This window comes from Bradyrhizobium uaiense (assembly GCF_010811875.1).
GTDB classification, from domain to species: domain Bacteria; phylum Pseudomonadota; class Alphaproteobacteria; order Rhizobiales; family Xanthobacteraceae; genus Bradyrhizobium; species Bradyrhizobium uaiense.
The window spans coordinates 1-10693 of record NZ_VKHP01000128.1 but is presented as its reverse complement, the minus strand read 5'-3'; the positions used below and the strand labels follow the sequence as shown (position 1 = coordinate 10693).

Sequence of the window (10693 nt, the reverse complement as noted above, 5' to 3'; positions counted from 1 at the left end):
GGTTCAACCGGGGGTTCCATGCAGTCAGCCTTGTTGCGCGCCGTGCGCCTCGGCCGGTTCGGTTGCGCGCCGTTTGTGGTCGCGATTGTCATGGGAGCGCTTGCCGGAGCCGCTCTGGGTGCGGCTCCCTATGTCATTTCGCAGAAGGACCGCGAATTCAAGCCCGCAGAAATCTCGATCAAGCGCGGTGAGGTTTTACGGTTCATTAACGATGACGGCGAACTGCTGCATCACGCTTATTTGAGCAGCGATACGTTCAGTTTCGACTCGGGCGACCAGCAGCCGGGCAGCAAGTTCGACGTCACATTTTCCGTGCCCGGCGACTTCACCGTGTTGTGCGGCATTCATCCGAAGATGAAGCTCGCCGTCCACGTCGCCAAATAGCTCCTTGAAGCAACGACGATCTACAGGACCGACGTCTTGAAGATCACGGCGTGGCCGAAATAGTAGACGAACAATGTCAGCGACAGCGCGGCACAGAGCGCGACCGGAGCAAGCCACGGGGCACGACGGTCGCGCGGCAGCACCTTGTCGTCGGCGACAATCGCAAGCAGCACGGCGATGATCGCCGAGTGTCCGATCGTGTCGATCCTGCCGAATTCGAAGCACGCGCTGATGAACATCCCGGTCAGCACAGCAGCCGCGCAGCGCCGGATCAGCGGCGTCCAGATCAAGGCGAAGGCGAGTACGAATTCCACCATGCCGGCGGCGCGCATGTAGAACTCATTGTCGAAGCCGAGGGTCATCCCGGCATGCTCGATCAGGAGCGGGAAGCTCCACTCCGGATAGGCCCATTTTTCGATCGAGGCCCACATCAACGTCACGGCAGCCGCGTAGCGCATCACGTCGATCGGCCGGATTCCGAACATATCCCTGTTCAGGCCGATCAACGCAAAATAGGCGGCAACGCCGAGGAAAATCGGGTAATCCGCGAGATGGAAGACACCGTAGTCGCGGACGCCGATCCCGAACAGGATCGCCATGCCCACGGCCGACAGCGGCAGCGTGCGCCGCGACAGCATCCCGGCCGCGATCGCGAGTTGCAATGCGCCGACGAGCGGCGACGTCGTCTTCAACTCCGGCGTCAGCAGAATTCCACCGACCGCCCAGATCGAGATGAAGAAGAACCCGGCAACCGCGCGCATCATCAGTTCGGTGTGCGACCGCACCCCCGCGGTGATGCGGTCCATCACCCGGATCGTCGCATCGCCCAGCGACGTGGGCTCGACCAGGCAGCCCGCAAACAGCCAGAAGACGGCAACACCGAGCAACAGTTCAAAATCGAGGCAAAGGACATTCTCGAGTCCGCGGGGCTGGCCGGCGACATCGTAGGCGCAGAACCATTTGACATGAGCCTCGGCACTGCGCGCGGCTACGACGCAAAACAAAACCGCTGCAAGGCACGTGGCGAAAAAAGAGCGCATAGCCGAACCGGCATCTCGCTCTCGCCCAATAGACATTGAACCAACCGCCCACACACACTTAATGACTTGTTTAACTTATATCAAATTTTAGGCTTTGCGCCTGCCTCGGACACCCGCTGGTTGCATTGTGGTTAATCGCGGCAGGCAGGCCCCAGCCCGTCCCTCAGCGCAGTCGTTTCCGGCCGGTTCCGTCGAATTTTAGCTAATTCCGGCACGGGGGCTCAATTCAACTGTCGTAGTGAAACCCGGACAGATCGGATCGGGAGGCCGGTTAAATGTTCGGAGTGTTGAGCGTCGTCAGTATCGGGGTGGGGTCGGCCCTCGCCTATGTGACAAAATCGTCCCCGTCGCGCGCGGCGGCCCTCGAGACCTGCGCGGGTGCGTTCCTGCTCGTCGGGCTTGGCCTGCTGGGCGCCGCGCTGCCGCACCTCGCCTGAAGGCGCCCCCTAGGCGGTCCTTGTTTCGAATATCCCTGTTTCAAATAGCCTTGTTTCAGATAGCCTTGCGCCGCGGTCAGCGCGGTAGCTTGGGGACCCCCGCCACCGGCGGCGCCGTCGCGGTCAAGGTTTGCAGGAAGGCGATCAGATCCTTCTTCTCGCCCGCGGTCAGCGACAACGGCTTGATGTCGGGCGACCGGCTCGGCCGCTCGATCCCGCCCTTGTTGTACAGCTCGATGACATCTTCCAGCGTTGCGACCGATCCGTCATGCATGTAGGGCGCACGGCGCGCGACGTCGCGCAATGTCGGGGTCTTGAACGCATATTTCAGCTTCGCCGAGGTCGGAAAGAAACGGCCGCGCCCGATGTCGTGGCCCTTGGCGGTGCCGATATCCTGAAAGGATCCGTCGGAGAAGGACGGACCACTGTGGCAGGACGAACAGCGTCCCTTGCCGTTGAAAAGTTCAAAGCCGTGCTGGGCTGATGCGCTGATCGCGCTTTCGTCGCCCTTGATCCAGCGGTCGAACGGCGCCTCGCCGGCAATGATGGAGCGCTCGAAGGTCGCCAGCGACTGTTCGATCCTCGGCCGCGTGATCGCACCATCTCCGAAGGCGTGGGCGAACGCATCGACATAGCCGGGGATCGCCGCAAGACGCGCGATCAATTCCGGCTCGGTCATGTTCAGGTTCATCGGACTGAGGATCGGACCGAACGCAACGGATTCCAGATCCCTGAACTTGCCGTCCCATCCCAGCGGCTCGAAGAAAGCCACGTCGATCAGGGTCGGTGAGCGGATCGGCAAGCCCTTCGGATCCTCACCGATGGCGCGCGGAAGGCCGTCGGCCCAGGACAGGCTCGGCTTGTGGCAGCTCGCGCAGGAATGCGTCTTCGACCGCGACAGCAGCGGTTCGAAGAACAGCATCTGGCCAAGCGCGGATTTCGCCTCCGAATAGGGATTGCTGCTCGGGAAGGGAACGATTTCGGGCCTGCGATAGCTTGCACGAATGGCCGCAGGGTCGCGCGGCTCCGTCGCCGGAGTCAGGGCAAGCGACAGCCCTACCGGCAAAACTGCCGCGAGCAAGGTCAGGCTGACCCAAAGCCTCATCGGGGTCCTCAAGCGGTATCCTGCTCGGTATATGCCGAAGCATGTTCAACGAAGTTTTAACGCTCGGTTGCGGGATCTTACGGATGCCGGGTGTCGGTCCCGGAACGCTGCCAGCGTATTCCCATCAGCGTGAATACGATCAATCCGCGCAGCGATAAAGCCGCACAACCTGTGGCGGTCGCGCGCGGCTACTTCTTCACCGGACGCAGCGGCGCGGAGAACTGCTCGGTGCGGTCGCGCTCGGTCATGTCGACCACGGTGTCCATCGGCGCGGTCAGCTCGTAGACATAGGAGACGTCGGTGAAGTAGCGCTTCGCAGTGCCGCCGAGCGCCTCGGGCGCGACGCGGTCGAGCAGGATCAGGCCGAAGTCGCTGTCGGCCCGCCGCGTCGCCTGGCTGGTGTTGAACTCCTCCCAGCGGAAATGGAACACCGCGTCAGCATCCTCGCCGACGACTTCCCAGTTCGCGACGATGTGCGGATGCTTACCGACCAGCGACAGCCCTTCGTCGGAGTGCGAGGCGAGCTCGAAGAACAGCAGCGACAGCGATTGCGCGGCGCGGGCGCTGACGGTGATATCAGGGCCGTTCACCGCGATCCGGTCGGCATGCGGGATCGCGCGCGATTCGAACAGGCCCTTCAGCTTGACGCCCTGCCACTGGCTCTCGCTGAGCAGCGTGACGACGTTCGACATCGCGTGGATGCGCCCGATCAGCAGCTCGCGCGCGCCGTCGATATCGGCACCATGCCGCAGCGTGCGGGTCACGATCGACTGGATCACCGCGAGGATGTTCTTGACCCGATGGTTGAGCTCGTCGATCACGGCGGTCAGCCGACGCTCGAAACCGATCCGGACCTCGATCTCGCGACTGAGACGCAGATTGTTGTAGGCGACATAGCCGAACAGGCCGCAGACGATGCCGGTCAGCGCCAGGCCGATCGCCGCGACGATGGTCGCGGTCTGCTGCGCACGCACCGTGGCGTTGCTCTTGGCGTAATAGTCGAGCGACCAGTCGCGGCCGCCGAACGTCACGGTGCGGACCATCGACGGCAGCGGTCCGTCCTGGCGCACCGCACGTGAGGTGACGATGCCCTGCTCGTTGGAGGTGAACTCGTCGTTGGAATCGCGCGGATCCTTCAGCGCCACCGCAAACAGCGAGGAATCGTCGTTGGTCAGCATCAGCGACGACAGCTCATAGGAGAACGTGATGAAGCCGGCCGGCTCGGAGGCCCCTTCCTGGAACACCGGCGCGGCGAGCACGACGCCGACCGGGCCGTTCTGCCGCAGCAGCGGTACCGGGTCCGAGGCCACCGGCTTGGCGTTGGCCATCGCCTTCGCCAGCATCGGGCCGACCACCGAGTGGCGGTCGAAGGCACGGCCCGGGATGCTCAGGGTCTCCGGATTGCGCGGCTCGACGTCCATCAGCACGTTGATCGGCTTGTCGAGCGCCTTGATGTCGAGCGCCTGGTCGTCGAAATCGCGGATCGAGGGATTGGTGAAGCCGGCGGCTTTCAGCTCCGCCTCCGCCGCCGTCAGCTCGTTCGGCTTGAGCCGCGCGATCCAGGCGGCGACGACGAAATCGGTCTTGAAGGCATAGATCGCCGAGCGCAGCGGCTGCAGCATGTTGGCCTTCACCATCGACGACGTCCGAAACAGGCCCGAGGCCACCCGCGCCAGCAGCTCGCGCTCGGTCAGGCGGTCCTGCACCAGGCTGGCGTGGACGTCGATCGCCCGCGCCAGCGCGATACCGTCGATGGCGAGCTCCTGATCGTGCACCCGATAGGCGGCAAGACCGGAGAGCAGGACTCCGATCAGCGCAATCAAGGCAACGATGAAGCCCAGTCGAACCACACGCTTACTCGGCAATCAGGGGGTGGCGAAAGGGGACTGAAGGCATCTGGCTTCTGCGGGGGCGGCGATAGATCAGGGTGCGAGGAACGCCAGCCGCACAGGAATATGGAATAGCGATCATCGGTACGCAACAAGAGCCGGTCGGCAACATTAACGACGACGCCACCCGGCGGTCTTTGGCGGCGCCAAAGGTTGCTAATCGTCAAAGTTGGAAATTGTTCCGGCCATTGCGCAGCTTTTTGCGGCGGCCGGACGGCCCTCTCGTCGACCGTCACCCTGAGGAGCGCGAAGCGCGTCTCGAAGGGTCGACGGCCCAACTGGTGGCCGTGCACCCTTCGAGGCTCGCCCAGCGGCGCAAGTGCGCCGCAAGGCTCGCACCTCCAGCGACAAAGGCGGAGCCTTTGCGCGGGGGTGACGGACCCAAGTCCGGGCGAAGTGCCACAATGATTAACGACTAGCCCGCCCCGTCAGCCCGCCTTGCCGGCGGCCTGCGGCCGAAGGCCGCCCTTGGTCTCGATGAAGCTGATGATGCGGTCGAGGCCGTCGCTCTTCTTCAGGTTGGTCATCACGAAGGGCCGCTCGCCGCGCATCCGCCTGGCGTCGGTGTCCATCTTCTCAAGCGACGCACCGACATGGGGCGCGAGGTCGATCTTGTTGATCACCAGAAGGTCGGATCGCGTGATGCCGGGGCCGCCCTTGGAGGGGATCTTGTCGCCGGCGGCAACGTCGATGACGTAGATCGTGAGATCCGCCAGCTCCGGCGAGAACGTCGCCGCCAGATTGTCGCCGCCGGATTCGATCAGGACCAGATCGAGATCGGGGAATTTCGCCCGCATGTCGGCGACCGCCGCGAGGTTCATCGAAGCGTCCTCGCGGATCGCGGTGTGCGGGCAGCCGCCGGTCTCGACACCCGCGATGCGGTCCGGCGTCAGCGAGCCGGAGCGCACCAGAAACTCCGCATCCCATTTGGTGTAGATGTCGTTGGTGATCGCCGCGATGTCGTAGCGCTCGCGCATCGACTTGCAGAGCAGGTCCATCAGCGCGGTCTTGCCGGAGCCGACCGGACCGCCGACGCCGACCCGCAGCGGGCCATGAGAAGTGGGCATGTCAACCAATCCCTCTGTCGTCGTCCCGTCGAACGCCGGGACCCATACCGCGTGATCTCTCAATAAGGTCGGATGGCCAACACCGGCCGTAACAATAAAGCCCTGTGGTTATGGGTCCCCGCTTTCGCGGGGACGACGCGGGGATGGCGTGGCGCATCATGACCTAAACAACCTCGTATATTGCGTCTCGTGACGCAGGCTCGCGAGATCCGCCCGAAAGGTGGCGCTGCCGAGCTCGTCGAGCGAGGCCGCGTTGGCCCACCCTGCGGTCGCGGCAACGACCGGCTCGAGATCGGCCAGCACGCGCTGGCTGTCGGTTTGCCCGAGCGGGATCAGCCGGGCGCCTGCCGAAATCCAGTTCGAGAGCACAGCATGCAGGAAGGCATGCAGCGAAGGCGCGAGCCGAATGCCATGCGCGGCGCTGACGATGCCGACCGCGACTGGATAGACGATCGGTCCGTCGCAGGCCGCGACCATCGCGTCGAGGCCGGGTGAATTCCAGGCGGCACGAGCGATCTCGATGAAGGCGCGCCCCTGCGTCGTGGTCTCGAGCTGCCGCTCGCGCGACGGCACGAAGGCGGCTGCAAGCTCGGTGATCTCCTTCAACCCAGCAGGATCAGGCTCAGATGCCGCGCGAAAACTCTGCGCGAGAAACACGGCGTCGCAAAATCCGCTGCCGTCGGTGAGCATCGCGGCGAGCCAGCCGCGCAACGATGCGGCATCGGTGATGTCGCCAGCCTCGACCGCCCATTCGATCCCGCTGGAATAGGCGAACGCGCCGACCGGAAAGGACGGCGACAGCCATGTCATCAGCCGATAGAGCGCGGCTGCCTCGTCCTCCGCCATCCCGTCGCGCAACGCGGCGGGATCGGGCTCATTTTTGGTCATGAGCATGGGAGTGGTCGTGGTGATGATGGGCATGCTCGCAATGCTCATCATGGTGGTGATCGTGGTCATGCCCGTGATCATGGTGATGTCCATCACCATGGTGATGTCCGTCACCGTGGTGATGTCCATCACCGCGGTGATGACCATGATCGTGCGCATGGCTGTGGGCATGATCATGCCCGGTGTGACCATGCGCGGGTGCGTCGGCATGCGCATGCTCGGCATAGGCACCGCCCTCGGGATCGAACGGGGCCTCGATCTCGATGACGCGGGCCCCTAGCCCCTTCACCATCGCCTCGATCACGTGATCCCTGCGGATGCGCAGGCCCTTCGGCATGATCTGCGTCGGCAGATGGCGGTTACCGAGATGCCAGGCGACCCGGATCAGATGATGCGGATCGCTGCCGCGGATCTCCGCGAGCGGTTCGGGAGCTGCGACCACCTCGACGAGGCGGCCGTCCTCCAGCACCAGCGCATCGCCGCCGCGCAACGCGACCGCGTTCTCGAGATCGAGCAGGAATTCGAGCCCGCGCGTCCCGGTCATGGCCATCCGCCGCCGGTGCCGGTCGTCAAAATCGAGCACGACGGTGTCGGCTGCCGCTTCCGTCCAGCGATGCTGTCCCAGAACCCTGGTTGCGCGGATCATCGATGCCTCAGAGCTTCTGAACCTTGGCGTCGCTGATGATCTCGATCACCGTCGGCCCGGTCTTCATGTCGGCGGAATATTCGCGCCACACCTTCATGTGCGGCGCCTTGCTGTGCGCGGTCAGGTCGTCGCGGGTTTCCCAGCGTTCCACCACCACATACAGATTAGGATCGTTGACGCTGACATGGCCCTCATAGGAGAGGCAGCCCTTCTCCTTGTGGGTCTCGGCGATGCACGCCTTGTGCCCCCTGATGAAGGCGTCCTTGTTCTCCGGCTTCATCGGCGTGGTGGCGATGACATAGATCATGATGTTTCTCCCATTCTTGTTGTTGTCTTAGCGGACGTCGACCTTCTCGGGCGTGATCACCTCGATCTTCGGCGGCGCCGCCATGCACTTCACCGCGACCCGGCCGAACGTCTTCATGTGCTCGGCGGTGCGATGCGGCACCAAGGCGTCGGCATTTTCCCACTGCTCGACGAACACCATCTTGCTGTGGTCGGTGACGCTCTCATGCAGATCGTAGGCGATGTTGCCGGGCTCCTTGCGGGTTTCCTTGATGCAGGCTGTCGCCGCAGCGATGAATTCGGCACGGGTCTCGGGCTTGATGGTCAGCGTGGCAACGACGTAAATCACGGAAATTCCTCCCGGTTTTCTCTTTTGGCTTTAGTCTTGTTTTGACGCGTTTTCTTTCCGCGAACCGGAAATCCACTTCGCTCGAAAACGCTCTGGTTACCGGGACGGGTTTTAGAACATAAAATAGCGCTGTGCCATGGGCAGCACCTCGGCCGGCGCGCAGGTCAGGAGTTCGCCGTCTGCGCGGACCTCATAGGTCTCGGGATCGACCTCGATCTCGGGCGTCGCATCGTTGTGAATCATGCTCTTCTTGGAGATTTTTCCACGGGTGTTCTGCACCGCATAGAGCTTCTTGCTGATCCCGAGCTTGCGGGCGAGGCCGCCGGTGACCGCAGCCTTCGAGGTGAACACCACGGAGGATGCCGTCAGCGACTTGCCGAAGGCGGCGAACATCGGCTGGTAATGCACCGGCTGCGGCGTCGGGATCGAGGCGTTCGGATCGCCCATCGGCGCCGCCACGATCGAGCCGCCCTTGATGATGCAGTCCGGCTTGACGCCGAAGAACGCCGGCGACCACAGCACGAGGTCGGCCATCTTGCCCTTCTCGACCGAGCCGATCAGCTTCGACACGCCATGCGCGATCGCGGGGTTGATGGTGTATTTGGCGATGTAGCGCTTGACGCGGAAATTGTCGTTGTCGTTGCCCTTGTCCTGCGGCAGCGCGCCGCGCTGCTTCTTCATCTTGTCGGCGGTCTGCCAGGTGCGGATGATGACCTCGCCGAGCCGGCCCATCGCCTGCGAATCCGACGACATCATCGAGAGCGCGCCGAGGTCGTGCAGGATATCCTCGGCCGCGATGGTCTCCTTGCGGATCCGGCTTTCGGCGAAGGCAAGGTCCTCGGCGATCGAGGGATCGAGATGATGGCACACCATCAGCATGTCCAGATGCTCGTCGATGGTGTTGCGTGTGAACGGCCGGGTCGGGTTGGTCGAGGACGGCAGCACGTTCTTCAGCCCGGCAATCTTGATGATGTCAGGCGCGTGGCCGCCGCCGGCGCCTTCGGTATGGAAGGCATGGATGGTCCGGCCCTTGAATGCCTTCACGGTGTCTTCGACGAAGCCGGATTCGTTCAGCGTGTCCGAATGCAGCATCACCTGAACGTCGTAGTCGTCGGCCACCGACAGGCAGGTGTCGATCGCAGACGGCGTGGTGCCCCAATCCTCATGCAGCTTCAGCGCACAGGCGCCGGCCTTGATCATCTCGACCAAGGCCGCCGGACGCGACGCATTGCCCTTGCCCGATATGCCGAGATTGACCGGGAACGCGTCGAACGACTGGATCATCCGTCCCATGTGCCACGGGCCGGGCGTGCAGGTGGTGGCGAAGGTGCCATGCGACGGGCCGGTGCCGCCCCCCAGCATCGAGGTGACGCCCGCCATCAGCGCGTGCTCGATCTGCTGCGGGCAGATGAAATGGATATGGCTGTCGAAACCGCCGGCGGTGAGGATCTTGCCTTCGCCCGCGATCACATCGGTGCCGGGGCCAATGATGATGGTGACGTTGGGCTGGATGTCGGGATTGCCGGCCTTGCCGATCGCAGCGATCATGCCTTCCTTGATCGCGACGTCAGCCTTCACGATGCCCCAGTGATCGACGATCAGCGCATTGGTGATCACGGTATCGGCCGCGCCCTGCGCATTCGTCACCTGCGACTGCCCCATGCCGTCGCGGATCACCTTGCCGCCGCCGAACTTCACCTCCTCGCCATAGGTGGTGAGATCCTTCTCGACCTCGATGATCAAATCGGTGTCGGCGAGCCGCACCTTGTCGCCGGTCGTGGGACCGAACATGTCGGCATAGACGGAACGCTTGATCTTCACGGACATGTCAGCCCCCAGTTTCAGCCAGCGCGGCCTTGGCGCGCGCAACGGTGTCATCGAAAATACGGTCGAGCCGCGGATTAATGCCTTGGCAATCGGCAACGACCTTCTCCGCCCAGGCCGCATAGTCGGCGAGATCGTCGCGCTCATCCTTGCTTGGATGCGGCACGATCCGGGCACCGATATTGCTGACCTTGTCGGCAGTCTTGATCAGTCTTGCGTCGGGCGATTTATGTGGAGTGTCCTCGATCTGCCTCTGCCGGCGCACGGCTTTCGGCAGGCTCATGTCGTCGGTGCACTCGACCACCAGCGAGGCAACGCGTTCGCTGAATTTTTGCGCGAGCTCTTCGCGCGTGGTCTCGGTGTCCTCGATGGTGTCGTGGAGCCACCCGGCAGCAACCAGCTCGGCATCCGCACCATCAGTCACCTCCGCGAGCAAGCTCGCGACCTCGGCGAGATGATTGATGTAAGGCTCACTCCCCCGCCCCTTGCGCGTCATCCCGTTGTGACGATGCGCGGCAAGTTCGGCAGCTTCGGAGACAAGGCGAACTGGAGGGAACATCGGTTACGGCGTCCCTTCGTGTCTGAAGGTGTAGTTGTTGGACGAGCATCGCGAAATGCCGTCTGCTGGAGTTCGGGGCTTACCCCTCTCCCCAACCCTCCCCCGCAAGGGGGGAGGGAGCCTGACCAACGTGCTCACCTCACTTCGTAGCGCAACTGTTCCTGGCGTCACGGCTGCACCTCGCCATCGTTATCGGATGTGAGGGAGTCACCGGCGGAAG

At 63.5% G+C, this 10693-nt stretch carries 12 protein-coding genes; 2 read left to right on the top strand and 10 right to left on the bottom strand.

The annotated features are described in order from the left end of the window. Window positions 1-18 precede the first annotated feature (18 nt). Window positions 19-384, top strand: a complete 366-nt coding sequence (locus FNJ47_RS26835) for a methylamine utilization protein (RefSeq protein ID WP_163158555.1) — start codon at window positions 19-21, stop codon at window positions 382-384. 20 nt (window positions 385-404) lie between these two features. On the opposite strand, the gene FNJ47_RS26830 is transcribed toward FNJ47_RS26835, so the two are convergent. After that, window positions 405-1388 carry a hypothetical protein gene (locus FNJ47_RS26830; RefSeq protein ID WP_163158553.1) on the bottom strand — a complete coding sequence of 328 codons (984 nt, stop codon included), beginning with the start codon at window positions 1386-1388 and terminating at the stop codon, window positions 405-407. Between the two features lie 311 nt (window positions 1389-1699). Here FNJ47_RS26830 and FNJ47_RS26825 point away from each other — a divergent pair, with 311 nt between their 5' ends. Beyond that, window positions 1700-1861: a hypothetical protein gene (locus FNJ47_RS26825; RefSeq protein WP_163158551.1), complete on the top strand. Its 162-nt coding sequence runs from the start codon at window positions 1700-1702 to the stop codon at window positions 1859-1861. A gap of 76 nt (window positions 1862-1937) precedes the next feature. Here the strand turns inward: FNJ47_RS26825 and FNJ47_RS26820 are convergent, their stop codons facing one another. The 9 genes from FNJ47_RS26820 to FNJ47_RS26780 form a co-directional block, all read right to left on the bottom strand. Then, a complete protein-coding gene (locus tag FNJ47_RS26820) occupies window positions 1938-2966 on the bottom strand; it encodes a cytochrome-c peroxidase (RefSeq protein WP_163158549.1) in 1029 nt (342 codons plus the stop codon). Between the two features lie 188 nt (window positions 2967-3154). Beyond that, a complete protein-coding gene (locus FNJ47_RS26815) occupies window positions 3155-4816 on the bottom strand; it encodes an HWE histidine kinase domain-containing protein (protein ID WP_163158547.1) in 1662 nt (553 codons plus the stop codon). A 467-nt stretch (window positions 4817-5283) separates the two neighbouring features. Continuing rightward, the gene (gene ureG / locus FNJ47_RS26810; protein ID WP_163158545.1) at window positions 5284-5922 is read right to left on the bottom strand and encodes an urease accessory protein UreG; all 639 of its coding nucleotides are present in this window, start codon (window positions 5920-5922) and stop codon (window positions 5284-5286) included. Between the two features lie 156 nt (window positions 5923-6078). Beyond that, entirely contained in the window at window positions 6079-6816 is a 738-nt protein-coding gene (locus tag FNJ47_RS26805; protein WP_163158585.1) for an urease accessory protein UreF, read from the bottom strand. Further along, window positions 6797-7456, bottom strand: a complete 660-nt coding sequence (locus tag FNJ47_RS26800) for an urease accessory protein UreE (RefSeq protein WP_163158543.1) — start codon at window positions 7454-7456, stop codon at window positions 6797-6799. Before FNJ47_RS26800 ends, FNJ47_RS26805 begins: the two co-directional genes overlap by 20 nt. A gap of 7 nt (window positions 7457-7463) precedes the next feature. Next, on the bottom strand, window positions 7464-7763 hold the full coding sequence (locus FNJ47_RS26795; protein WP_163158541.1) for a putative quinol monooxygenase: 300 nt from the start codon (window positions 7761-7763) through the stop codon (window positions 7464-7466). 27 nt (window positions 7764-7790) lie between these two features. After that, window positions 7791-8090 (bottom strand): putative quinol monooxygenase, encoded by a 300-nt coding sequence (locus tag FNJ47_RS26790; protein ID WP_016847277.1) that lies wholly within the window; start codon window positions 8088-8090, stop codon window positions 7791-7793. Between the two features lie 111 nt (window positions 8091-8201). Next, on the bottom strand, window positions 8202-9917 hold the full coding sequence (gene ureC, locus FNJ47_RS26785; RefSeq protein WP_163158539.1) for an urease subunit alpha: 1716 nt from the start codon (window positions 9915-9917) through the stop codon (window positions 8202-8204). Window position 9918: 1 nt separating this feature from the next. Further along, window positions 9919-10473 (bottom strand): HD domain-containing protein, encoded by a 555-nt coding sequence (locus tag FNJ47_RS26780; RefSeq protein WP_163158537.1) that lies wholly within the window; start codon window positions 10471-10473, stop codon window positions 9919-9921. Window positions 10474-10693: the final 220 nt, after the last annotated feature.

Bases quoted from the DNA above. Each gene is read 5' to 3' on its own strand.
- FNJ47_RS26835 (WP_163158555.1), top strand. From the start codon at position 19: ATGCAGTCAGCCTTGTTGCGCGCCGTGCGCCTCGGCCGGTTCGGTTGC.
- FNJ47_RS26825 (WP_163158551.1), top strand. From the start codon at position 1,700: ATGTTCGGAGTGTTGAGCGTCGTCAGTATCGGGGTGGGGTCGGCCCTC.
- FNJ47_RS26820 (WP_163158549.1), bottom strand. From the start codon at position 2,966: ATGAGGCTTTGGGTCAGCCTGACCTTGCTCGCGGCAGTTTTGCCGGTA.
- ureG (WP_163158545.1), bottom strand. From the start codon at position 5,922: ATGCCCACTTCTCATGGCCCGCTGCGGGTCGGCGTCGGCGGTCCGGTC.
- FNJ47_RS26805 (WP_163158585.1), bottom strand. From the start codon at position 6,816: ATGCTCATGACCAAAAATGAGCCCGATCCCGCCGCGTTGCGCGACGGG.
- FNJ47_RS26800 (WP_163158543.1), bottom strand. From the start codon at position 7,456: ATGATCCGCGCAACCAGGGTTCTGGGACAGCATCGCTGGACGGAAGCG.
- FNJ47_RS26795 (WP_163158541.1), bottom strand. From the start codon at position 7,763: ATGATCTATGTCATCGCCACCACGCCGATGAAGCCGGAGAACAAGGAC.
- ureC (WP_163158539.1), bottom strand. From the start codon at position 9,917: ATGTCCGTGAAGATCAAGCGTTCCGTCTATGCCGACATGTTCGGTCCC.
- FNJ47_RS26780 (WP_163158537.1), bottom strand. From the start codon at position 10,473: ATGTTCCCTCCAGTTCGCCTTGTCTCCGAAGCTGCCGAACTTGCCGCG.